The organism is Streptomyces sp. A18 (genome assembly GCF_059026065.1).
On sequence record NZ_JBWLKL010000001.1, the window covers coordinates 68,387 to 90,028 of the forward strand.

At 71.3% G+C, this 21,642-nt stretch carries 22 protein-coding genes; 14 read left to right on the top strand and 8 right to left on the bottom strand.

What is annotated here, in order from left to right; genetic code table 11:
* Window positions 1-177 precede the first annotated feature (177 nt).
* Entirely contained in the window at window positions 178-918 is a 741-nt protein-coding gene (locus AC5P1C_RS00390; protein ID WP_493863585.1) for an SDR family NAD(P)-dependent oxidoreductase, read from the top strand.
* Window positions 919-1,142: 224 nt separating this feature from the next.
* Here the strand turns inward: AC5P1C_RS00390 and alc are convergent, their stop codons facing one another.
* Together alc and allB are read right to left on the bottom strand one after the other, a co-directional pair.
* Window positions 1,143-2,258 carry an allantoicase gene (gene alc, locus AC5P1C_RS00395; protein ID WP_493863586.1) on the bottom strand — a complete coding sequence of 372 codons (1,116 nt, stop codon included), beginning with the start codon at window positions 2,256-2,258 and terminating at the stop codon, window positions 1,143-1,145.
* A 5-nt stretch (window positions 2,259-2,263) separates the two neighbouring features.
* Window positions 2,264-3,598 (bottom strand): allantoinase AllB, encoded by a 1,335-nt coding sequence (gene allB, locus AC5P1C_RS00400; RefSeq protein WP_493863587.1) that lies wholly within the window; start codon window positions 3,596-3,598, stop codon window positions 2,264-2,266.
* Between the two features lie 393 nt (window positions 3,599-3,991).
* Between allB and AC5P1C_RS00405 the strand changes: the two genes are divergently transcribed.
* Complete coding sequence (locus AC5P1C_RS00405) at window positions 3,992-4,807, top strand: IclR family transcriptional regulator (protein WP_493863588.1); 816 nt, start codon at window positions 3,992-3,994, stop codon at window positions 4,805-4,807.
* Between the two features lie 132 nt (window positions 4,808-4,939).
* Here AC5P1C_RS00405 and AC5P1C_RS00410 read toward each other — a convergent pair whose 3' ends face one another.
* Window positions 4,940-5,584 carry a response regulator gene (locus AC5P1C_RS00410; protein ID WP_493864008.1) on the bottom strand — a complete coding sequence of 215 codons (645 nt, stop codon included), beginning with the start codon at window positions 5,582-5,584 and terminating at the stop codon, window positions 4,940-4,942.
* A gap of 8 nt (window positions 5,585-5,592) precedes the next feature.
* Window positions 5,593-6,816: a sensor histidine kinase gene (locus AC5P1C_RS00415; RefSeq protein WP_493863589.1), complete on the bottom strand. Its 1,224-nt coding sequence runs from the start codon at window positions 6,814-6,816 to the stop codon at window positions 5,593-5,595.
* 345 nt (window positions 6,817-7,161) lie between these two features.
* Between AC5P1C_RS00415 and AC5P1C_RS00420 the strand changes: the two genes are divergently transcribed.
* Together AC5P1C_RS00420 and AC5P1C_RS00425 are read left to right on the top strand one after the other, a co-directional pair.
* Window positions 7,162-8,244, top strand: coding sequence for an ABC transporter permease (locus tag AC5P1C_RS00420; protein ID WP_493863590.1), 1,083 nt, complete (start codon window positions 7,162-7,164; stop codon window positions 8,242-8,244).
* Window positions 8,241-8,930 carry an ABC transporter ATP-binding protein gene (locus AC5P1C_RS00425; protein ID WP_493863591.1) on the top strand — a complete coding sequence of 230 codons (690 nt, stop codon included), beginning with the start codon at window positions 8,241-8,243 and terminating at the stop codon, window positions 8,928-8,930. Before AC5P1C_RS00420 ends, AC5P1C_RS00425 begins: the two co-directional genes overlap by 4 nt.
* Here AC5P1C_RS00425 and AC5P1C_RS00430 read toward each other — a convergent pair.
* Window positions 8,911-9,063, bottom strand: coding sequence for a hypothetical protein (locus AC5P1C_RS00430; protein ID WP_493863592.1), 153 nt, complete (start codon window positions 9,061-9,063; stop codon window positions 8,911-8,913). The genes AC5P1C_RS00425 and AC5P1C_RS00430 overlap by 20 nt on opposite strands.
* Before the next feature lie 29 nt (window positions 9,064-9,092).
* Window positions 9,093-9,407, bottom strand: a complete 315-nt coding sequence (locus AC5P1C_RS00435) for a DUF5955 family protein (RefSeq protein ID WP_493863593.1) — start codon at window positions 9,405-9,407, stop codon at window positions 9,093-9,095.
* A gap of 207 nt (window positions 9,408-9,614) precedes the next feature.
* Between AC5P1C_RS00435 and AC5P1C_RS00440 the strand changes: the two genes are divergently transcribed.
* Together AC5P1C_RS00440 and aceB are read left to right on the top strand one after the other, a co-directional pair.
* Window positions 9,615-10,238, top strand: a complete 624-nt coding sequence (locus AC5P1C_RS00440; RefSeq protein WP_493863594.1) for a nucleotidyltransferase family protein — start codon at window positions 9,615-9,617, stop codon at window positions 10,236-10,238.
* Between the two features lie 226 nt (window positions 10,239-10,464).
* Window positions 10,465-12,084, top strand: coding sequence for a malate synthase A (gene aceB, locus AC5P1C_RS00445; protein ID WP_493863595.1), 1,620 nt, complete (start codon window positions 10,465-10,467; stop codon window positions 12,082-12,084).
* 133 nt (window positions 12,085-12,217) lie between these two features.
* Here aceB and AC5P1C_RS00450 read toward each other — a convergent pair whose 3' ends face one another.
* On the bottom strand, window positions 12,218-13,123 hold the full coding sequence (locus tag AC5P1C_RS00450; RefSeq protein WP_493863596.1) for a HipA family kinase: 906 nt from the start codon (window positions 13,121-13,123) through the stop codon (window positions 12,218-12,220).
* Window positions 13,124-13,160: 37 nt separating this feature from the next.
* Window positions 13,161-13,805 carry a winged helix-turn-helix transcriptional regulator gene (locus AC5P1C_RS00455; protein ID WP_493863597.1) on the bottom strand — a complete coding sequence of 215 codons (645 nt, stop codon included), beginning with the start codon at window positions 13,803-13,805 and terminating at the stop codon, window positions 13,161-13,163.
* A gap of 84 nt (window positions 13,806-13,889) precedes the next feature.
* On the opposite strand from AC5P1C_RS00455, the gene AC5P1C_RS00460 reads away from it, so the two are divergent.
* The 8 genes from AC5P1C_RS00460 (at window position 13,890) to AC5P1C_RS00495 (ending at window position 21,571) form a co-directional block, all read left to right on the top strand.
* On the top strand, window positions 13,890-15,101 hold the full coding sequence (locus tag AC5P1C_RS00460; protein WP_493863598.1) for a pyridoxal phosphate-dependent aminotransferase: 1,212 nt from the start codon (window positions 13,890-13,892) through the stop codon (window positions 15,099-15,101).
* Between the two features lie 23 nt (window positions 15,102-15,124).
* Window positions 15,125-15,751, top strand: coding sequence for a cysteine peptidase family C39 domain-containing protein (locus AC5P1C_RS00465; RefSeq protein ID WP_493863599.1), 627 nt, complete (start codon window positions 15,125-15,127; stop codon window positions 15,749-15,751).
* A 35-nt stretch (window positions 15,752-15,786) separates the two neighbouring features.
* Window positions 15,787-17,013, top strand: coding sequence for an FAD-dependent monooxygenase (locus AC5P1C_RS00470; RefSeq protein ID WP_493864009.1), 1,227 nt, complete (start codon window positions 15,787-15,789; stop codon window positions 17,011-17,013).
* 132 nt (window positions 17,014-17,145) lie between these two features.
* Window positions 17,146-18,462, top strand: coding sequence for a VWA domain-containing protein (locus AC5P1C_RS00475; RefSeq protein ID WP_493863600.1), 1,317 nt, complete (start codon window positions 17,146-17,148; stop codon window positions 18,460-18,462).
* On the top strand, window positions 18,462-19,241 hold the full coding sequence (locus AC5P1C_RS00480) for a hypothetical protein (RefSeq protein ID WP_493863601.1): 780 nt from the start codon (window positions 18,462-18,464) through the stop codon (window positions 19,239-19,241). The genes AC5P1C_RS00475 and AC5P1C_RS00480 overlap by 1 nt, the downstream gene beginning before the upstream one ends.
* 66 nt (window positions 19,242-19,307) lie before the next feature.
* The gene (locus tag AC5P1C_RS00485; RefSeq protein WP_493863602.1) at window positions 19,308-19,925 is read left to right on the top strand and encodes a histidine phosphatase family protein; all 618 of its coding nucleotides are present in this window, start codon (window positions 19,308-19,310) and stop codon (window positions 19,923-19,925) included.
* 38 nt (window positions 19,926-19,963) lie between these two features.
* A complete protein-coding gene (locus AC5P1C_RS00490) occupies window positions 19,964-20,548 on the top strand; it encodes a TerD family protein (protein WP_493863603.1) in 585 nt (194 codons plus the stop codon).
* Between the two features lie 117 nt (window positions 20,549-20,665).
* Window positions 20,666-21,571 (top strand): TIGR03619 family F420-dependent LLM class oxidoreductase, encoded by a 906-nt coding sequence (locus AC5P1C_RS00495; RefSeq protein ID WP_493863604.1) that lies wholly within the window; start codon window positions 20,666-20,668, stop codon window positions 21,569-21,571.
* Window positions 21,572-21,642 lie beyond the last annotated feature (71 nt).

Here is a 21,642-nt window from a genome sequence, read left to right on the forward strand (position 1 = left end):
TACTCAGACCGTGCGCCCACCCGGAAGTCATGGCATCCCGGCGGCCCGACCCCGCCGGAAAGCGGTGTCCATTTCCCGCCAGCCTCAGCACGCCCCGCCCGCTTTCATTGAACCCACAAGCACTTCTCACGCATTACAGAGCATTCCTGATATTCCTACGCAAGTGAGGTTCGGAAAATGTCTACTCTCACCGGCAAGACGGCCCTGGTCACCGGCGGCAGCCGCGGCATGGGCGCGGCGATCGCGCTGCGGCTCGCACAGAACGGTGCCGATGTGGCGATCACGTACGTCAACGGGGAGGCCGCCGCTCGCGAGGTCGCCGCCAAGATCGAGGCGACGGGGCAGCGCGCCTTCGTCATCAGGGCCGACGCGGCGGACCCCGGGGACGCGGCGGGCGCGGTGGAGCGCGCGGCGGACGATCTGGGCCGCCTGGACATCCTGGTGAACAACGCGGGCATCGGAGTCCTCGGCCCCATCGGGGAGTTGGCGCTCTCCGACGTCGACCGGGTGCTCGACGTCAACGTACGTTCGGTCTTCCTCGCCTCGCAGGCGGCGGCCGGGAGGCTGTCCGACGGGGGCCGGATCATCTCGACCGGATCAGGGCTCGCGCGGTTCGCGGGCGGTCCGGGCGCGACGCTGTACGCGCTGAGCAAGGCGGCGCTCGTCGGCATGACCAAGCCGCTGGCCCGGGAGCTCGCCGGGCGGGGGATCACCGTGAACGTCGTGCACCCGGGTGCGATCGACACGGACATGAACCCGGCCGACGGCCCCTTCGCCGAGCCGCAGAAGGCGGCGACGGCACTCGGCCGCTTCGGATCGGCGGACGAGGTGGCTTCGCTCGTCGCCTATCTGGCCGGCGACGACGCGGCGTTCATCACCGGCACGGAGCTGGTGGTGGACGGCGGGTACGGAGCCTGAGCGCTCCGCTGGAAGCGCGGCGACAGGAACCGCGGCCCGGTGAGGGCCGGCTGCTCGCGCACACGCGGCTGAGCCGCATGAGTCACAACCCGCGCCCCTCACGGGGCGCGATACCGCACCGGACGCCGTCAAGAGGTCTGGTCGCGCGGGCATGGTGATGAGGCGCACCGGGGCTGTCCACCCGGTGCGCCTCACGTTCCGCGGGGGGCTTCAGCGGCCGTGGGTCAGCCGCCGAGCTCCTGGTGACGCGCCGTCAGACGGCTGGCGCCCGCTTCGGTGAGCGAACCGAAGAGGTGCAGGCGGGAGATGCCGCCGTCCGGGAAGATGTCGATGCGCACGTGCGTACCGACGACCGGGGTGTCCAGGACGAAGCGGTGGTTGGTGTCGGGCTGCAGGCGGGTGCGGGGCAGCGCCTCGACCCACTCTCCGCTGTCGCCGTCACGGACCGAAAGGGCGGCCCAACCGGCCGAGTTGCCCTTGAGGTAGGCGGTGTCGATCTCGACGGAGCGGATCTCGGACTGGGCCACCAGCTGGTAGCGGATCCAGTCGTTGCCGGTGTCGCGGCGCCGCCGCGTCTCCCAGCCGTCGTCCATCTTGCGGGAGCGGCCCGGCTGGATGGTGTTGGTGGCCGGGGAGTAGAAGCGGTCGGACGCGTCCTCGACCTGGCCGCCGTTCTCCAGGGCGACCACGTCGAACGTGCCGAGCGCGGCAAGCCACTTGGGGTCGGCGACGACCTCGCCGTAGACACGGAGGCGCGCGATGCCGCCGTCCGGGTGCTGGTTGACGCGCAGGTGCGTGAAGCGCTGCTCGACGTCGACGGCGAAGCCGTTGGCGGCGTGCCCGCCAACTGCCGTGCGGGGCACGAGAGTCGTCCACTTCACGTCGTCCGCGAGGAGTTCCTCGGGCGTCGGCGAACCCTCGACGTTGGCGCCCTCGACGGAGACCGCCTGCGGGTAGTTGCCGCGGAAGTGGGCGGTGTCGATGACGATGCCGCGTACGACGCCGGGGGCGCCGAGGCGCACGAGCGCCCAGTCGTGGTCGTCGGCGGTGGGCCACGGGTGCTCGGACGAGACACCACGGCGACGGCGGGTCTCCCAGCCGTCCATGACCTTGCCCTTGTGCCCGAAGTGCTCCGGGTCGAAGACGGCGTCGTGCGCGAGGAGCAGGTTCTCGCGCATCGCGAAGAACTCGTCGTTGGCGGCGATGACGCCCGCGCCGAGCTGGCGGTCCGCGAGGTTCGCGTACTGGGTGAAGGGGAAGTCGGCGGTGCGGTAGTCCGCGAAGGGGTCGCCGCCGCCGTAGGGGCTCGCGTCGCCGGTGAAGGTCGGTATCGCCGTCACAGTGATCAGTTCTTCCTTTCCAGAAGTCGGCCTGCGGGTTCGCTGAACTCGCCGCCGTGCAGAATGCGTTCGCCGCGCAGCCAGGTGGACTTCACGACGCCGCTGAGGGTCTTGCCCGCGTACGCCGTGACCCGGTTCCGGTGCTGCAGCTCCGCGGGGTCCACGGTGAAGGTCTCGTCGGGCGCGAGGACCGCGAAGTCGGCGTCGCGGCCGGCCTCGATGGCGCCCTTCTGGTCGAGTCCGACCAGTTCGGAGGTGCGCGTCGACATCCAGCGCACCACGTCCTCGAGGCTGTGGCCGCGCTTGCGTGCCTCGGTCCAGATCGCGGGGAGGCTCAGCTGGAGGCCGGAGATACCGCCCCACGCGGTCGCGAAGTCATCGGTCTTGAGGTCGGCGGTGGACGGGGAGTGGTCCGTCACGATGCAGTCGACGGTGCCGTCGGCCAGCGCGGCCCAGAGCAGGTCCTGGTTGGCGGCCTCGCGGATGGGCGGGCAGCACTTGAACTCGCTCGCTCCGTCCGGGACTTCCTCCGCGGTGAGCGTGAGGTAGTGCGGGCAGGTCTCGACGGTGAGCTTGACGCCCTCGCGCTTGGCGGCGGCGATCAGGGGCAGCGCGTTCGACGAGGACAGGTGCAGTACGTGGACCCGGGCGCCGAGCCGCTTGGCGAGCCCGATGAGTCCCTCGATCGCGGCGTCCTCGGAGACGCGCGGCCGGGTGTCCAGGTAATCCGCGTACTTGGGGCCGCTCTTGTGCGGGGCCGCGTCCAGCTCGTGCGGGTCCTCGGCGTGCACGATGAGCAGGCCGCCGAAACCGGCGATCTCCGCCATGGAGGTGGCGAGGCGGTCCTGGTCCAGGTGCGGGAACTCGTCCACGCCCGACGGCGAGAGGAAGCACTTGAAGCCGTAGACACCGGCGTCGTGCAGGGGCTTGAGGTCACCGACGTTGTCGGGCAGGGCACCGCCCCAGAAGCCGACATCGATGTGCGCCTTGGTCCGTGCCACCTCCTGCTTCGTGCGCAGATGGTCCACGGTGGTGGTCGGCGGCAGGGAGTTGAGCGGCATGTCGACGAGGGTGGTGATGCCACCGGCGGCCGCAGCGCGGGTGGCGGTCCAGAAGCCCTCCCACTCCGTGCGGCCCGGGTCGTTCACATGGACGTGCGTGTCGACGAGTCCGGGCAGCAGGACGTCGTCACCGAAGTCCTCGATCCTGGCCCCCGCCGGTACGTCGGCGTCGTACGCCAGGACGGCCGCGATCTTCCCCCCGGAGACCGTGACCGACGCGGCGCGGGTTCCCTGCGGGGTGATCACGCGGGTCGAGCGCAGCACCAGTTCTACGTCCACGTCCTCAACGCCCTCTCTTCGCTCTTGCTTGCCTGTTTATTACTGCTTGCCTGTTCGTTCTTTTCCGCTACACAGACCATTCGATTCCGCTAAACGGAATTCAACGTTCTGTTGAAGGAGTCTTCACGGCCGACCCCAAGTCGTCAAGAGGCCATGCGATGCACACTGGACGTTTCCACAAAGTGGAATTAGAATTCCGCTAGCCAGAACGTAGCTACGCACAACCGGGCCGTCAAACGATCACTGGGCGTGACGGCGGAGAAGCGGACAAAGGCGCCCCGACCGGTCCCTCGACGGCCCTGACCGGCAAAGACGCCCAGGCCGTCAAGGGACCCCGCGAGGAACCGACCGGTAGGCTGCTGCCTTGCCCGTCAGCCCCGAAAGGACTGCGCCGTGCCGACGTCAAGCGCCAGCGACGCCTCCACCGAAGTCGCCGCCTCCAAGCCGCCCGCTGCCAGCGGTGGTGTCCAGTCCCTTGAGCGCGCCTTCGACCTCCTCGAACGGATGGCGGACGCCGGAGGCGAGGTCGGCCTGAGCGAGCTCTCCGCCAGCAGCGGCCTTCCGCTCCCCACGATCCACCGTCTGATGCGCACGCTGGTCGCCTGCGGCTACGTACGTCAGCAACCCAACCGCCGCTACTCCCTGGGCCCGCGCCTGATCCGCCTCGGCGAATCCGCCTCGCGCCTCCTCGGCACCTGGGCTCGCCCCTACCTCGCGCGCCTGGTCGAGGAGACCGGCGAGACCGCGAACATGGCGCTGCTCGACGGGGACGAGATCGTGTACGTCGCGCAGGTGCCGTCCAAGCACTCCATGCGGATGTTCACCGAGGTGGGCCGCCGGGTCCTCCCGCACTCCACGGGTGTGGGCAAGGCACTCCTCGCCCACACGGCGCCGGAGGAAGTACGGGCGCTCCTCGCCCGCACCGGCATGCCCGCGGCCACGGAGAAGACGATCACCACGCCCGAGGGTTTCCTCGACGCGCTGGAGGAGGTCCGCGAGGCGGGCTTCGCGGTCGACGACAACGAACAGGAGATCGGGGTGCGCTGCCTGGCGGTATCGGTCCCCAACTCCCCCACCGCGGCGGCCATTTCGATCTCCGGCCCGGCGGGCCGCGTGACGGAGGCCGCGGTGGAGAAGATCGTGCCGGTGCTGCAGGAGGTGGCGGTGGAGCTGTCGGCGGCCCTGGCGAGTTCGGGGCCTGCGGCGTAGCCTCGCGGGATCGCGCGTGCCGGACATCACTGGCTTCGCCGGGTTCGTCCTCAACCGCCGGGCAGGCTGAGATCCTTCGGCCCGTCCGGCGATCTCGGGCAGGGGGTAGCTACTGCTTCGGGCAGGTGGGAGCTACTGCCCGCCGCCGCCCCGGATCAGCCCACGCCCCGTCGCCGCCGCGACGGCCGCCGTACGCGAATCAACGCCCAACTTCGCGTAGATGTGCACCAGATGAGACTTCACGGTGGCCTGGCTCAGAAAGAGCCGCTTGCTGATCTGCTGGTTGGACAACCCCTCCCGCACCAGCCGCAGCACCTCCAACTCCCGCCCGGTCAACGCCTCCCCGGGCGCCCGCATCCGGTCCATCAGCCGATGCGCGATCGCGGGGGCGAGCGCTGACTGCCCCGCGGCCGCGGTCCGCACCGCCGCGGCGAGCTCCTCCGGCGGCGCGTCCTTCAGGAGATAGCCCGCTGCGCCCGCCTCGACCGCGGCGAGGATGTCGGCGTCCGTGTCGTACGTCGTCAGGACGAGCACCCGCGGCGCACCCGCCACGGCGGTGATCGCGGCCGTCGCCTGCGCTCCGTGCATTCCCGCCCCGAACTGCAGGTCCATCAGGACCACGTCGAAGCCGCCGGTCGCGGCGAGCGACACCGCGGCCTCGGCCGTCGCCGCCTCCCCCACGACCGCGAAGTCCGGCTCGGTGTCGAGCACCGCACGCAGCCCGGCGCGCACCACGGGGTGGTCGTCGGCGAGGAGCAGCCGGATCGGCTCCGGCACTTCGGCGCTCACAGCGCGGCCCCCGTCTGGACGGCTGCCGTCGGGAGGGGCAGCGTGACCGCGACGGCCGTGCCCTGCCCCGGCGCCGACTCCACGCTCAGCGTGCCGCCGAGCGACCGGGCCCGCGCGCGCATCGCGGGCAGCCCGAATCCCCCGTCTCCCCCGTCGCCCCCGCGGGGCGCCGAGGCCGGGTCGAAGCCGCGCCCGTCGTCGACGACGTCCAGGGACACGGACGTGTCCATGAAACTCAGGGTGATCTCGGCGCGCCCGGCATCCGCGTGCCGGACGGTGTTCGCGAGGGCTGACTGGGCGGTGCGGAGCAGGGCGACTTCGTAGGGGGTGGGCAGCTCGGTGGGCGTACCGCTCACCGAGAACTTGACGTGGACCTGCGCTCCGGGGGACGCGGAGAGCCGCTCGAGCGCTCCGGCCAGTGAGCCGTGTTCCAGGTCGGGCGGGCTGAGGGCGCGGACGAAGCGGCGCGCCTCCGCGAGATTGTCCTGCGCGGCGGCGCGGGCCTGTTCGATGTGCGGCCCGGCGGGCGATTCCGCGGGCAGGGCGCGTTGCGCGGCGCGCAGCAGGAGCTGGATGGAGGAGAGCCCCTGCGCGAGCGTGTCGTGGATCTCGCGGGCGAGGCGCTCGCGCTCGGCGAGGGTGCCCGCGGTGCGCTCGGCGGCGGCGAGCTCGGCCCGCGTGGCCATGAGCTCATCGATCAGCTCGCGGCGCCGCTCGCTCTCCCGGTACAGGGCCTGGTACCCGAGGACGGTGGCGACCGCCACGGCGGCGCCGAGGGACGGTCCGATGAAGCTGCCGGGCGAGACGGGCGAGCCGTGCAGCACGAAGCTGGCGATGGCGGCAGCGGCGGTCAGCGCGACGGTGGGCAGGGCCCAGCGCAACGGCAGCAGGTGCAGCTGCAGGAAGTACAGGGGGAAGGCCGTCCACAGCCCGTCCGGCGACAGGACGAGCAGCGCCACCCAGCACACACCGAGCGCCGCGAGCCATACGGCGGCGGCGCGCTGCGAGCGGGCGACGGCCGGGCTGAGCGTGCCCGCCGCGTAGACGATGCCGGTTCCGAGCACGACTCCCACGACAGCCCCGGCCTGCGGCACCCCGTCGGCCACGGCCCGCACCGCGGCGAGCGCGAGCAGCCCGGCGAGGAGCGCGTGCAGGCAGAGGCGCAGGATCAGGGCCACGGGGGTGGTCCTGGAGGGGGTCAGGGAGTCGGCGGAGAGCATCGGGACCTCGGTCGAGGGCAGGGGTGATGGTGGCAGCGCGGCCGAGGAACCGTCCCGCCGCGTCGACCGGAGCTCAACCCCAGGCTGAGGGGCCCCGGACCCCGGCGTCGGCCGGGACTCGGCCCTCGGCGAGGGCCGGAGCGTGGCCCGCCGTGGAGGCGGCGGGTCGAGCCGGCGCGGGGGCGGAGGCTCGGTGGAGGTGTTGTTCATCGGACCCTCCAGCGTAGGCGCAGCCACCCCCGCCGCCGTCAACCGAAAGGTTGATCGCGGGGTCCGCCCTTCGATCCGGGTGAAGCGTGCTGTGGCGCGATGCCGTGGGGGCGCGGCGGGAAGGAGGGTGGGGGCATGTTCGTCGCATGGAGAGACCTTCGCTTCGCCAAGGGGCGGTTCGCCCTGATGGGAGCCGTCGTCGTCCTCATCACTCTGCTCGTGGGTCTGCTTTCCGGGCTCACGGCCGGTCTCGCTCGGGAGAACACCTCCGCGATCACCGGCCTGCCCGCCGACCGCATCGCCTTCGCCGCGCCACCGTCCGGCCAGTCCGTCTCCTTCACCGGCTCCCAGGTGGAGGAGCGCGCCTGGGATACCTGGGCACGGCAGCCCGGCGTACGGTCCGCCGAGCCGATCGGGATCAGCACTCTCAACGCCACCGCGGGCGACCGCTCGGCCGCCGTGTCCGCCTTCGGGGTCGAACCGGACTCCGGGATCGCCCCGGCGGGGGTGGCGCCGGGCAAGGCCGTGCTCTCCGAGAAGGCCGCGGCTGATCTCGGCGTCGGCCCCGGGGACACGGTGCGGCTCGGCAGCGGGGTCGAGGAGAGCGTCGCGCGGGTCGCGTCGGACGCCTCGTACAGCCACACCCCTGTCGTGTGGACCGCGCTGGACGACTGGCAGGGGCTCGGCCACCGGGGTACGTCGATGGACGAGCAGGCCACGGTCATCGCGCTGCGGACCGGCGCCGGGGTCGATCTCGCGGCCGGGGACGAGGCGGCGGGCACGGAGACGAAGTCCCTCGACGGCGCGCTCACGGCGATCGGCTCCTACCAGGCGGAGAACGGTTCGCTGCAGCTCATGCGCGGCTTCCTCTTCGTCATCTCCGCGCTCGTCATAGGGGCGTTCTTCACGGTGTGGACGATTCAACGCGCGGGAGACATCGCGGTATTGAAGGCACTGGGCGCGTCCACCCCTTATCTGCTTCGGGACGCCCTCGGACAGGCCGTGCTGATGCTCGCGGCCGGGACGGCCCTGGGGACGGGCATCGCCGCGCTCGTCGGCTCGGCTATCAGCGGCGGCGACGTCCCCTTCGTGCTCGATCCGCCGACCGTGCTGTGGCCCGCCGCCGTGATGATCGCCCTCGGGGCACTGGGCGCGGGCCTGTCCGTCCGGCGGATCACCGCCGTAGATCCACTGACCGCTCTGGGGAGTGCCCGATGAGTCTGTCCCTCGAAGACATCACACTGACGTACGCGGACGGGGAGGGGCGCCTCACGGCACTCGACGGAGTCGGGCTCGACGTTCCCGCGGGGACGCTGACGGCCGTCGTCGGCCCTTCCGGCTCCGGGAAGTCCAGCCTGCTCGCGGTGGCGGCGACGCTGGTGACTCCCGACCGGGGGCGGGTGGTGGTCGGCGGTACGGAGACGGGGTCGCTGTCGGCCGCCGAGCGGGCGGAGTTGCGGCGCCGGAGGATGGGCATCGTCTTCCAGCAGCCGAACCTGCTGGCGTCGCTGACCGCGCTGGAACAGGTGGAGCTGATGGCACGCCTCGACGGCCGCAGCCGTTCCGGCGAGGTCCGGGAGCGGGCAGGGGAACTCCTTGACACGGTGGGCCTCTCCGGACTGGCCCACCGGCGCCCGCACCAGCTGTCGGGCGGCCAGCGCCAACGGGTCGGCATCGCACGGGCGTTGATGAACGAACCCGCGGTCCTTCTGGTGGACGAACCGACCAGCGCGCTTGACCACGAGCGGGGCGCGGCGGTCCTGGAACTCCTCGCACGGCTCACACGGGAGTGGGGAACGGCAACGGTCCTGGTCACACACGACCGGGCGAGGCTGTCTTTCGCCGACCGGGTGGTGGAGATGGTGGACGGCAAGATGGGCGCCCTCAGCCGACCCGGCGCCTGAGACCGCTCGGCGGGAGCCGTTCCCTGCCGCTGCTGATGCCGGCCGCCAGGCGCCCGGCGCCTCCGGCGACGAAGCGGGCCTTCCGGTCCGGCGGCGACGCCTTGCCGTCCCACTGGGCGAGGGCCTTGGCCATCGTCCAGCGGAACGCCTGCCCGAAAGGGGCTACCTCGGCCCCGGCTCCCCGAAGAGCTCCACCGCTCCCCGGACAGCCGCGAGCCCCGTGGCCAGAGCGCTGACGGAGCCGATCGCTCCCGCTACGAGCAGCAGAGAACGCCGCAGCCTCGGTACCTCCGGGGCGCCGCTCAGTGCCATCGCGGCCAGGGCCGCGAGCTCGTCCTCGGCGATGCCCCGGTCGGGGAACTCGACCGGGTGCGCGGCCAGCTCACGGCGGAGCCGGGACACCGCGGTGCCCAACTCCGCGATTCGCGGATCCTCGTCACTGCCGGTCACTCGCCTCTGCCCCACGCTCCGCAACACAGCTCTCCCCCTCGCACACCGTCGTGCGCATGTTCTCGTGCAGACTTGCCGCCCCCACGCGGCGTTGGTCAGACACCAAGGGGACGCGGGCCAGTAAACGCCACGGGAAGCAGGACGCGCCACTTTCCGGCCGGAAGACACCCTTCGGCCGCGGAACGTTCCTGCGGCCGTCGCGACTGGGCGGACGTGGTGCGGTATGCAGGAGCCATGACGAATCCGATGATCGCCGGGCTTCTCCTCGCGGCGGGCGGCGGGCGGCGCCTCGGAGGCAGGCCGAAGGCGCTCCTCGACCATCAGGGGCGCCCCCTCGTGGAGCACGCGGTCCGCGTACTGCGTGCGGGCGGCTGCACGCGCGTGCACGTGGTGCTCGGCGCGGACGCCGATGTCGTACGCGCGAAGGCCTCGCTCCCCGGCTGCGTACTGATCGACAACCCGGAGTGGGCGGAGGGGATGGGTTCGTCGCTGCGGGCGGGTCTCGATTCCCTCCGCGCGGACACCGCCGCCACCGAAGCCGACACCGGCTCCGGCACCGACGCCGCGCTCGTCTCGCTCGTCGACCAGCCGGGCATCGGCCCGGCCGCGATCGCCCGCGTGTATGCCGCCTACCGCTCCCCCGCCACCCTCGCCGCCGCCGCGTACGACGGCGAGCGCGGCCACCCGGTGCTCTTCGGCGCGGACCACTGGGCCGGCATCGCCGCGAGCGCCGTGGGTGACCGCGGCGCGCGCGCCTATCTGAAGGAACACGCCGGGGAGATCGCCCTCGTCGAGTGCGGGGACGTGGCCCAGGCGTACGACATCGACACACCCGCCGACCTGATCCACCTTGAGTGACTGCCATGGCACTCAGCGACACGTTCTGTCGATGAAGAGAATCTCGACATCAACAGACGATTGAACTTCCACTATGAGGAAACTAGTATCCACTGTTCAGAAGCACCCGTTCCCTCAAGTGGGGTCCACGGCCGTATCTCGGCTCCGGTGGCACTGAGTGTCACTGCGAATGCCCGGCGGCCGCCGCGGCACCGCTTGTGAAGCTCGCTGAAGGAAGTGACAGCTCATGTCCGCACCAGCGCAGTCCCCGCTGGCCATCGTCGACGCGGAGCCTCTGCCGCGGCAGGAGGAGGTCCTCACCGACGCGGCCCTCGCCTTTGTGGCCGAGCTGCACCGGCTCTTCACGCCCCGCCGTGACGAGCTCCTGACCCGCCGCTCCGAGCGCCGCGCAGAGATCGCAAGCACCTCCACGCTCGACTTCCTCCCGGAGACCGCGGAGATCCGCGCGGACGACTCCTGGAAGGTGGCCCCGGCCCCGGCCGCCCTGAACGACCGCCGCGTCGAGATCACCGGGCCGACCGACCGCAAGATGACCATCAACGCCCTCAACTCGGGCGCCAAGGTCTGGCTCGCGGACTTCGAGGACGCCTCGGCGCCCACCTGGGAGAACGTGGTCCTCGGCCAGCTCAACCTGACCGACGCCTACGAGCGCAACATCGACTTCACCGACGAGCGCAGCGGCAAGTCGTACTCCCTCAAGGACGCCGACGAGCTCGCCACGGTCGTCATGCGCCCGCGCGGCTGGCACCTTGACGAGCGCCACCTGCAGTTCGAGGGGCAGCCGATCCCCGGCGCGCTCGTCGACTTCGGCCTGTACTTCTTCCACAACGCCAAGCGCCTCATCGAGCTCGGCAAGGGCCCGTACTTCTACCTCCCGAAGACGGAGTCGTACCTGGAGGCCCGCCTCTGGAACGACATCTTCGTCTTCGCGCAGGACTACGTCGGCATCCCGCAGGGCACCGTCCGCGCCACGGTCCTCATCGAGACGATCACGGCCGCGTACGAGATGGAGGAGATCCTCTACGAGCTCCGCGACCACGCGTCCGGCCTGAACGCGGGCCGCTGGGACTACCTCTTCTCCATCGTCAAGAACTTCCGTGACGGCGGCTCGAAGTTCGTCCTGCCGGACCGCAACCTCGTGACGATGACCGCCCCCTTCATGCGGGCGTACACCGAGCTCCTCGTCCGCACCTGCCACAAGCGCGGCGCGCACGCGATCGGCGGCATGGCCGCGTTCATCCCGTCCCGCAAGGACGCCGAGGTCAACAAGGTCGCCTTCGAGAAGGTCAAGAACGACAAGGACCGCGAGGCCGGCGACGGCTTCGACGGCTCCTGGGTCGCGCACCCGGACCTCGTCCCGATCGCGATGAAGTCGTTCGACGCGGTGCTCGGCGAGAAGCCCAACCAGAAGGACCGCCTGCGCGAGGACGTGAAGGTCGCCCCCGGTGACCTGATCGCCATCGACTCCCTCGACGCGAAGCCCACCTACGACGGCCTGGTCAACGCCGTCCAGGTCGGCATCCGCTACATCGAGGCCTGGCTGCGGGGCCTGGGCGCCGTCGCCATCTTCAACCTCATGGAGGACGCGGCCACCGCCGAGATCTCGCGCTCGCAGATTTGGCAGTGGATCAACGCGGGCGTCGTCTTCGAGAACGGCCAGACCGCGACGGCAGACCTGGCCCGCGAGGTCGCGGCCGGTGAACTGGACGCCATCCGCGCCGAGATCGGCGAGGAGGCCTTCGCGGCCGGCAAGTGGCAGCAGGCCCACGACCTCCTCCTCCAGGTCTCCCTGGACGCGGACTACGCGGACTTCCTGACGCTCCCGGCGTACGAGCAGCTTCGCTGAGCTCGACCCGCTGACTGAGCCCCCGGCACCGCACAGCGCCGGGGGCTTTGGCATGAGCGCCCCGAAGGCGCGCGGGGCTGTGACACTGTGCGGCTCCGCCGCGTGGGCGCGCCCAGCCACGACGCACCCGCGGCTAACCGATGTGCCGCGACCAATCCTGCTCGGCCGCAGGCTTCCCATGCAGATCAGGCACCCGCTTCAGCCAGGCAGGGCGGCCCCTCTCCGTAGCGGCAGCGCGCCGCGCATCGGCGGCGTCAAGCTCTCCCCGGCTGGGGAAGTCCGTAGGCAGCCAGGCCGCGGAGGAACGGACACGGGCCAGCAGAAAGCCGACGTACGCCTCCCGCACCTCCGCGGGGGACGAGAACCCCGGCTCGGATGCCAGCCACGCGTCCGGCACCATGGCGACGATCTCGCGCAGAGCGGCCTCCGTCACGAGCGGAACCAATTCCGCATCGGCGGCGACCGTATCGGGGGCGTACCCCCCGAGAGCGTGATGGCGGAAGTCGTACGCCTTGTCCGGCGCGGACGCGCCCCAGCGGTGGTGGAACACCAGGGCCGCGCCGTGGTCGATCAGCCACAGCCTCGGCGGCTGGAGGCCGGACGTGGGCCAGACCATCAGGTTCGAGCTGTGCACCGTGCGGTCGACGTTCGCGGTGAGGGCGTCGAGCCACACCACCCTGCCCGCCTCCAGGGGGTCCACGTCCAGCGCCTCGGGGGTGAAGTCCGCGGCGCCCGGCAGGAGGTCCATGCCGAGGTTGAGCCCGGCGCTCGCGTCGAGCAGGTCCCGCACCTCCTGGTGCGGCTCGTCCGCCGCGACCGCCGGGTCGAAGTGGACCAGGACGAGCTCCGGGAAGCGCAGGCCCAGGCGGCGGGCCAGCTCGCCGACGATGATCTCGGCGACCAGCGCCTTGCGGCCCTGCGCGGACCCGGTGAACTTCACGACGTACGTCCCCAGGTCGTCGGCCTCGACGACGCCGGGCACGGAGCCCCCGGTCCGCAGCGGGTTCACATACCGGACAGCAGTCACTTCACGCAGCACACCGGCAACTGTATGCCGGGGGTCCGCCCGACCACGATCAGGTTTCGCGCAGGGCCTTCGCCAGGACGCTCTCGCCGGACACCTCGATCCGGCCCGCCTTCACCCCTTCGGCGACCGTCAGCACGCCCTGCCCCACCGCGACACAGGCATCCGCGTCGAGGGCCAGGAACGCGTCGGGGGCCTCGGGGGCGGGACCGTCGCCGTACGACTCGGCTCCGCCCCCCACGCGTACATGGAACTCCCCCTCGTCCAGGCTGACCTGGACCACCCCTTCGACCCCGAGCCCGGCAAGGCCCCGCAGCAGCGGCAGCGCGAACCAGTGCGCGCGGACCGCGTCCGTCGGGCCGCGCTCCTGGAGCGCGGGCGCACCCCAGGCGGCGAGTGCCTGCAGGACCGGGAGCAACTCGCGTCCCCGCTCGGTCAGTTCGTAGACGTACGCGGCCGACGGCGGGGGCAGGCGGCGGCGCGTCGTCAGGCCCTCGCGCTCCATGTCCTTGAGCCGCGAGGCCAGGACGTCCGTGCTGACACCCGGCAGGTCGGCGTGCAGGTCGGTGTAGCGGCGGGGGCCGACGAGGAGTTCGCGGACGATCAGCAGGGTCCAGCGGTCACCCACGGTGTCGAGGGCACGGGCGGCAGCGCAGTACTGGTCATAGCTTCGGCGAGGCCTGGGTGCAGGTGGCATGCGACGCAGTCTATGCAAGTTGTTGGACTTTCCAAGCTCCAGCTTGGTAAAACCAAGTAACTCACGTCACGGGAGGCACAGCGCATGGAGTTCCGGCAGTCCAGCAAGCTCAGCGAGGTCTGTTACGAGATCCGGGGCCCGGTCATCGAGCACGCGAACGCCCTGGAGGAGGCGGGCCACAGCGTGCTGCGCCTGAACACCGGCAACCCCGCGCTCTTCGGCTTCGAGGCGCCCGAGGAGATCGTCCAGGACATGATCCGGATGCTCCCCCAGGCGCATGGCTACACGGACTCGCGCGGCGTCCTCTCGGCCCGCCGCGCAGTCGCCCAGCGCTACCAGGCGCTCGGCCTGGACGAGGTCTCCGTGGACGACGTCTTCCTCGGCAACGGCGTCTCCGAGCTGGTCACCATGGCCGTCCAGGCACTCCTGGAGGACGGCGACGAAGTCCTCATCCCCGCACCGGACTTCCCCCTGTGGACCGCGGTGACGACCCTCTCCGGAGGCAAGGCCGTCCACTACGTGTGCGACGAGTCCGCGGACTGGTACCCGGACCTGGAGGACATGGAGTCGAAGATCACCGACCGGACGAAGGCCGTCGTGATCATCAACCCGAACAACCCCACGGGCGCCGTGTATCCGAAGGAGATCCTGGAAGGCATCCTCGACCTCGCCCGCCGCCACGGCCTGATGGTCTTCGCCGACGAGATCTACGACCAGATCCTGTACGACGACGCCGTGCACCACAGCGTCGCGGCCCTCGCCCCCGACCTCGTGGTCCTCACCTTCTGCGGTCTCTCGAAGACGTACCGCGTCGCGGGTTTCCGGTCCGGCTGGCTGGTCGTCACGGGGCCGCAGCAGCACGCGAAGAGCTACCTGGAGGGGCTGACCATGCTCGCCTCCATGCGCCTGTGCCCGAACGCCCCCGCCCAGTACGCCATCCAGGCCGCGCTCGGCGGCCGGCAGTCCATCCAGGAGCTGACCGCGCCGGGCGGCAGGCTGCACGAACAGCGCGACATGGCGTGGCGGAAGCTGAACGAGATCCCCGGCGTCTCGTGCGTGAAGCCCAAGGGCGCCCTCTACGCCTTCGCGCGCCTGGACCCCAAGGTCCACCCCATCCACGACGACGAGAAGTTCGTCCTCGACCTGCTCCTCCAGGAGAAGATCCAGGTCGTCCAGGGCACGGGCTTCAACTGGCCGCGCCCCGACCACTTCCGCATCCTGACCCTCCCTTACGCTGACGATCTCGACGCGGCGATCAGCCGCATCGGCCGCTTCCTCAGCGGCTACCGCCAGTGACGTCACCGGACGACGGGGGTCGTGTGTCTCTCTGTTCCGCCTGCCGGGTCCCCTCCCTCACCCAGTTCGCCTCGCCCGACCTGGTCGAGCGCATCGTGTACGGCGGCCTCGACCCCGCGGCCGACCCGGCCTGGGCGGAGTCGGGCGCCGTCACCCTCGACGACTACGCGCGCTGGTGCGGCCACCTGTGTGGGCTGACGTGCCTGCGGATGGCGCTCGGCCCGTCCGCGCCCCCGCTCTTCGAGCTGCGGGACGGCGCGCTGAAGTACGGCGCGTACACGGAGGAGACAGAGGACGCCGAGGACGCAGCCGGCACGATCCGCGGGCTGATCTACGCCCCCTTCGCGGAGTACGTACGCGAGGTGCACGGCGTCAACGCCACGGTGCACCGGCACCTCACGGTGGAGGAGATCACCGGCCTGCTCGACGAGGGCCGTTCGGTGATGGTCTCCGTGCACTACGAGATCCGCCGCCCGCACCGGCCGTCGCCCGGCAGGGGCGGCCATCTGGTGCTGGTCACGGGCCGTTCCGCGGACGGCGGGCTACACCTGCACAACCCGTCCGGGATCGATGCCGGGACGCGGACGGCGGACCTGGCGCTTTCGGACTTCGAACCGTTCTTCGCCGGCCGCGGAGTCTCTCTGCGCTGACAGAGGGTCATTCTTCCTGCCAGGATGGCGCGATGATGCGTGGAGGCAGGGTCGCCATCGTGGGTGGAAGCATCGCCGGATGCGCCGCCGCACTCGCCGCGTACCGCGGTGGCGCCGATGAGATCACGGTGTACGAACGGGCCGCGGGCCGCCTCGCCGACCGCGGCGTCGGACTCGCGGTGCACAACTCCCGTTACGCGGAGCTGGATTCCGCCGGGTATCTGGACGCGGACATGCCCTGGGTGCAGCTGGAGCGGCGCCGGTGGTACGTGCGGGACGGTTCGGCTGCGGGGCCACTCGGCCATGAGATCGGGGCGATGGCTTTCCCCTTCCGTACGTACAACTGGGGTCCTCTGTGGCGTGAGTTGCGCGGCCGGGTGCCCGATTCGGTGGTCTTCCGGTCGGGTGTGGCGGTGGAGGAGGTGCGCACGGGCGACGAGGACGCCGAGGTGGACACCTCCCTCGGTACGGACCGCGTCGACCTCGTGATCGGCGCCGACGGCTACCGCTCCGTGGTCAGGTCGGCGGCGTTCTCCGCCGTACGTCCCGCGTACGCCGGCTATCTCGCCTGGCGCGGCGCCTTCCCCACCGACCGGCTGCCGGACCCGGAGCTGTGGGCGGAGGAGGACTGCGCGTACGTCGTCTTCCCCGGCGGCCACGTCATCGTCTACCGCATCCCGGACGGCGTCGGCGGTCACCGCGTCAACTGGGTGCTCTACACGGCGCCGCCGCCGGACCTCGACCTGGGGCTCGGTCTCGACCTGCGGATCACCGCCCCCACGAGCCTGCCGCCCGGCGGCCTCACGGAGGCGCTCAGCTCTCATCTGGCGTACGTGTGCGACGAGTTGCTGCCGCCCTACTGGGGGGACCTCGTCCGCTCGACCACCCCCGATGAGCTCTTCCTCCAGCCGATGTACGACTTCACGGCGCCCCGCTACACCACGGGCCGCGTGCTCCTGATGGGCGACGCCGCCACCGTCGCCCGGCCGCACACCGGGGCGGGCGCGGTCAAGGCGCTGCAGGACGCGACGGTCCTGGAGTCCGCCTTCGCCACGGCCACGACCTGGCCGGACGCCCTCGACACATACGACACCGACCGCACTGTCGCCGGTGGCGCGATGGTCGATCTGGGCCGCCGCCTGGGCCACGCACTCGTCGAGGAGACGCCGCCGTGGCGGTCGATGGACCAGACGGCACTGGAGACGTGGTGGAAGCAGGCCGACGGGGGCGGGGTGTTCGGGGGGCGTGAGCTCAAGCGGTGAGCTCACGCGGTGGGCTGAAGCGGTGAGCTGAAGTCGGGGCCGAGGCGGTGAGTCGGCCCCCGGCCGGAGTGGAGAAGGCTGATACCCACCCGTCGGTTTGGGTATGCACGTCAAGATCAATAAGATCCGGCGATGATCACAAGACAACGGTCGGCGGCCGGGGCCTTCGCCCTGCTCGCCGCCCTGACCGCCGGGCTCGGCACGGCGGGTCCCGCCGCCGCCGACGACGCAGAACCGGCACAGCCCTCGCCCAAGGTGGAGCTTGTCCTCGACGTCAGCGGTTCGATGCGGGCCCGCGACATCGACGGCAAGTCCCGGATGGCGGCGGCGAAGCAGGCGTTCAACGAGGTGCTCGACGCCACACCCGACGAAGTACAGCTCGGCATACGCACCTTGGGCGCCAACTACCACGGCGACGACCGCAAGACGGGCTGCAAGGACACCGAGCTCCTCTACCCGGTCGCGGAGCTCGACCGCGCGGGGCGCACCGACGCGAAGACCGCGGTGGCCACGCTCGCGCCCACCGGCTGGACCCCGATCGGCCCGACGCTCCTGAAGGCGGCCGACGACCTCAAGGACGACAACACCGAGCGCAGCCGCCGCATCGTCCTCATCTCCGACGGCGAGGACACCTGCCGGCCGCTCGACCCCTGCGAGGTGGCCCGCAAGATCGCCGCCGAGGGCATCCACCTCACGGTCGACACGCTCGGCCTCGTGCCCGACGCCAAGACCCGCGACCAGCTGAGCTGCATCGCCGAGGCCACCGGCGGTACGTATACGTCAGTGCGGCACACCGATGAACTCTCCGGTCGCGTCAAGCAGTTGGTGGACCGCGCGGCCGACCCCGTCGCCACCCCGGTGGCGACCGAGGGCGCCGCCCAGTGCTCCCAAGCCCCGCAGCTGAAGGCGGGCGTCTACACCGACCGCGAGACGTTCGGCGAGCACCGCTGGTACCGCGTCGACGTCGAGCCCGGCAAGGAGCTGCGCGCTTCCGTCAGCGTCGGCGCGGACCGCGCGGTGAACCGGGACTACGGCGTGCTGCTGCGCGCATCGACCGTGCACGGACGCGAGATCGTGCGCGGCTCGGAGGCGGGCGACGGACGCACGGACATGATCTCAACCGGCCTTCGCTATCCGAAGCCGGAGGAGGACGGGGACTCCGGGGACGGCGAGGAGACCGACGGAAAGAGCGGGCCCGCCTCCGAGACCGTGTGTCTCCAGGTCAGCAACTCCTTCTCGGCGCCTGCCTCCGTCAAGACGACTCCGGGTCTGCCCGTCGAGCTGGCCGTCGACCTGGTGGACGCGCCCGACGAGGCGTCGGACGTAGCGTCCTTCGGCCTGGGCAACGGCTGGTGGCTGCTCGGCGCCCTGATCCTCATCGGCTTCGTCGCCGGTCTGGTCTGGGGCTGGGTCTCGCGCTGGCGCCTCGCGGTCTGGAGGACCAACTGATGCGTACGAAACGTGTGCTGAGCCGAGTGGGTGTGCTGGGCGCGGTTGCCCTGATCGCAGCCTCAGGGGCGGCAGGGACAGCCGTCGCCGATGACGAGAAGCCGGTGTCCCCGACCGAGGCCGGTACGTCCTTCCGTACGGCGACCGCGATCAAGCCGGACCAGGAGGCGACGGCGGAGGCGTCCACCGGTGACTACCTGTACTGGTCGTTCCCCGCGGACGTCGGGCAGCGCCCCACCGTGCACGCCACGGTGAAGCTGCCCGAGGACGCCGCCCGGCACGGCGACTCCACCTGGCAGGTCGACGTCTACGACGGGTTGCGGCGCCACCAGGCGTGCCGGTTCGGCGCGCAGACCAGGACGGCGGCGCAGGACGCGGACACGGTCGAACTGTCCTGCACGCTGCGTACGGTGCGCGGCTGGGCCGAGCCGTGGGCCAACGACCCGCTGCCCGGCACGTACTACGCCCGGCTGACGGTCACCGGCCTCAAGGCGGACGACCTGGGTCTGCCGATCCGTGCCGGGGCGCTGGTCACGTCGAGTGACGCGGGCGGCGCCCAGGCGGTGGACGGCGCGCTGGCGGAGCCGCTGGTGCCGGGCATCGGCACCAACACGGCGGCGGCATCCGGTGAGCCGGAGGACGGCTGGTCATCCGGCTGGTGGTCATCCCGCTGGTTGTGGACCGCGGCCGGGGGCGCGCTCGGCGCCCTCGCGGGCATCGGGGGCTACTGCCTGACGCGCGGCTCCGGCCGCCCGGCGCGCGTACCTGCGGGGATCTAACCTCGGTGGTGGCCGGAGCGGGCCTTCCGGTCCGGCCACCACCGACAGAACAGGAAGTTGTGCACCATGGGTGACCTGCTCCTCGTCCGGCACGGCGAGACCGAGTGGTCCATGACCGGTCAGCACACCAGTTGGACGGACATCCCGCTGACCGAGAACGGCAGGGAGCAGGCGCGCGGGCTCGCACCGCTGGTCGGCGGGTTCCGGATCGGCGCGGCGTTCACGAGCCCCCGGCTGCGGGCGCGGGAGACCGCGGAGTTGGCGGGGTTCCCGGACGCCCGGGTCGACCCCGACCTGAGCGAGTGGGACTACGGGGCGTACGAAGGGGTCACGACGGTGGAGATCCACCGCACCCGCCCCGACTGGTTCCTGTTCACGGACGGAGTGGCCCCGGGCCCCGCCGAGCACCCCGGTGAGACACCGGAGCAGGTCGGCGAGCGGGCCGACCGGATGCTGGCCAAGGTCGACGCGGCGCTGGCCAACTACGAGGCCAGCGTGGTCCTTTTCGCGCACTCCCACTTCCTGCGGGTGCTCACGGCCCGGCGGCTCGGACTGCCGGTGTCGGGCGGGGCTTCGTTCCAGCTGGCGACCGGAACGGTCTGCCGCCTCAGCACGGAGCACGGACGCCCGGTGGTGGCGAGCTGGAACATTCGTCCGCAAAACCAGGCACACTCGGAGCCATAAAGCTCTCAAAGCAGTCTCACCACCAAGAAGGATCACGGATGATCACGCTCAAGAAGGAAGACGGACCGGCGGATCTCGGCGGAGTGACCCGTCTGACCATCGGGGTGTCCTGGGACCCCACCGTCGGCAGCAGCGGCGGCCTGATGGGCAAGCTCCGCCAGAAGACCGGCACCGACCTCGACCTCATCGCCATCGCGATGGCCGGGGCGGACCCGGTGCGCCTCGCGGGCCTCGACTCCCTCGACCCGCTGGGCAACGGCTCGCTGGTGCACAGCGGGGACAACCAGACCGGCAAGGGTGACGGCGACGACGAGACGGTCACCGTCGAGTTCGAGCGTGTGCCGTCCAACATCACGTCCATCGTGTTCGTCGCCGCCGCGTACAAGAAGCGCAGCGCCTTCCAGAACGCGCGCAACATCAGCTTCAAGGTGTACGACGCCACGGGCGGCAGCGTCCAGCAGGTCGCCGACATCTGGCCGAGCCTGGTGACGAACGACAACGGCTGCGCCGTGGCCAAGGCGATGCGTGACGGTGCGGGCTGGAAGCTCGAGGTCATCAACGAGACCGGGAAGATCAAGCAGGGTGACGAGCAGGCCCTGATGCGTTTCGCCATGAGCAAGTAGCGGGATCCGGGCCGGCCGGTCTCCCCGGCCGGCCCGGGAGCGGTCACGGGCGACCCGGCAGGGGCACGGGCGACCCCGGTTCGACACACACCCCGAAGATCATCAAGACTTGCCGCCATGCGATACGGCGTTAACCTCCTCAACTTCGGCTCCGGCACCACCCCCGAGTCTCTCGTCCGCCAGGCGACCGACGCCCGTGACCTCGGGTTCGGTTTCGCGATGATCTCCGACCACATAACGGTCACCCCCGACGTGCACGCGGTCTATCCGGCCCCGTTCTACGACCAGTTCGTGCTCGCCGCGCATCTCGCGGGCCGCGTACCGGGGCTGCGGCTCGGCACGACGATCACCGTGATCCCCTACCGCCACCCCCTCCAGACCGCCCGCCTCGCCGCCAACATCGACCAGCTCAACGAAGCGGGCTTCATCCTCGGCGCCGGTGTCGGCTGGTCCCGCGCCGAGTACGACGCGCTGGGTGTCCCCTTCGACGAGCGCGGCGCCATCACGGACGAGTACCTCACCGCGATCCGCGCCGCGTGGACCGAGGAGACAACCTCCTTCCAGGGCCGCTATGTCTCCTACGAAGGCATCCGCAACGCCCCTGCCCCCGCGACGCACCTGCCCGTCTGGGTCGGCGGCAACTCCCCCGCCGCCCAGCGCCGCGCGGCCCGTCTCGGCGAGGGCTGGCACCCGTTCATGCCGACGCTCGAAGCCCTGCGGACGGCGCTGCCCCGGATCGCGGCGGAGGCCGAGGCCGCCGGGCGCCCCGCGCCCGACCTCGTGCCCCGCCTCCAGCTGCGGCTCACCCCGCAGCCGGACACGGCGGAACGCCCGCTGGGGCACGGCGGCGTCGACCAGCTCCGCGCCGACCTGGAGGCGCTGGCCGAGCTCGGCGCCACGGACGTCCTCCTGGACACCTACCCCGGCACGCCCGGCGAGCGCGGCACCGCCGACGACGACCGGCGCACGCTCGAACTCGTCGCCGAGAAGGTCGTCGACCTCGACACGGGAGCAGTTCGCTGAGTCGGCGGCCCGTCATCCACTGACAGCAGAGATCCTGCGGCCGTTGTCAGTGGCGCGAGGCACTATCGGAA

Bases quoted from the DNA above. Each gene is read 5' to 3' on its own strand.
- AC5P1C_RS00440 (WP_493863594.1), top strand. From the start codon at position 9,615: ATGACGAATCCGATGATCGCCGGGCTTCTCCTCGCGGCGGGCGGCGGG.
- AC5P1C_RS00455 (WP_493863597.1), bottom strand. From the start codon at position 13,805: ATGCCACCTGCACCCAGGCCTCGCCGAAGCTATGACCAGTACTGCGCT.
- AC5P1C_RS00390 (WP_493863585.1), top strand. From the start codon at position 178: ATGTCTACTCTCACCGGCAAGACGGCCCTGGTCACCGGCGGCAGCCGC.
- AC5P1C_RS00425 (WP_493863591.1), top strand. From the start codon at position 8,241: ATGAGTCTGTCCCTCGAAGACATCACACTGACGTACGCGGACGGGGAG.
- AC5P1C_RS00475 (WP_493863600.1), top strand. From the start codon at position 17,146: ATGATCACAAGACAACGGTCGGCGGCCGGGGCCTTCGCCCTGCTCGCC.
- AC5P1C_RS00490 (WP_493863603.1), top strand. From the start codon at position 19,964: ATGATCACGCTCAAGAAGGAAGACGGACCGGCGGATCTCGGCGGAGTG.
- aceB (WP_493863595.1), top strand. From the start codon at position 10,465: ATGTCCGCACCAGCGCAGTCCCCGCTGGCCATCGTCGACGCGGAGCCT.
- AC5P1C_RS00420 (WP_493863590.1), top strand. From the start codon at position 7,162: ATGTTCGTCGCATGGAGAGACCTTCGCTTCGCCAAGGGGCGGTTCGCC.
- AC5P1C_RS00470 (WP_493864009.1), top strand. From the start codon at position 15,787: ATGCGTGGAGGCAGGGTCGCCATCGTGGGTGGAAGCATCGCCGGATGC.
- AC5P1C_RS00430 (WP_493863592.1), bottom strand. From the start codon at position 9,063: ATGGCCAAGGCCCTCGCCCAGTGGGACGGCAAGGCGTCGCCGCCGGAC.
- AC5P1C_RS00480 (WP_493863601.1), top strand. From the start codon at position 18,462: ATGCGTACGAAACGTGTGCTGAGCCGAGTGGGTGTGCTGGGCGCGGTT.
- AC5P1C_RS00460 (WP_493863598.1), top strand. From the start codon at position 13,890: ATGGAGTTCCGGCAGTCCAGCAAGCTCAGCGAGGTCTGTTACGAGATC.
- AC5P1C_RS00495 (WP_493863604.1), top strand. From the start codon at position 20,666: ATGCGATACGGCGTTAACCTCCTCAACTTCGGCTCCGGCACCACCCCC.
- AC5P1C_RS00415 (WP_493863589.1), bottom strand. From the start codon at position 6,816: ATGCTCTCCGCCGACTCCCTGACCCCCTCCAGGACCACCCCCGTGGCC.
- AC5P1C_RS00485 (WP_493863602.1), top strand. From the start codon at position 19,308: ATGGGTGACCTGCTCCTCGTCCGGCACGGCGAGACCGAGTGGTCCATG.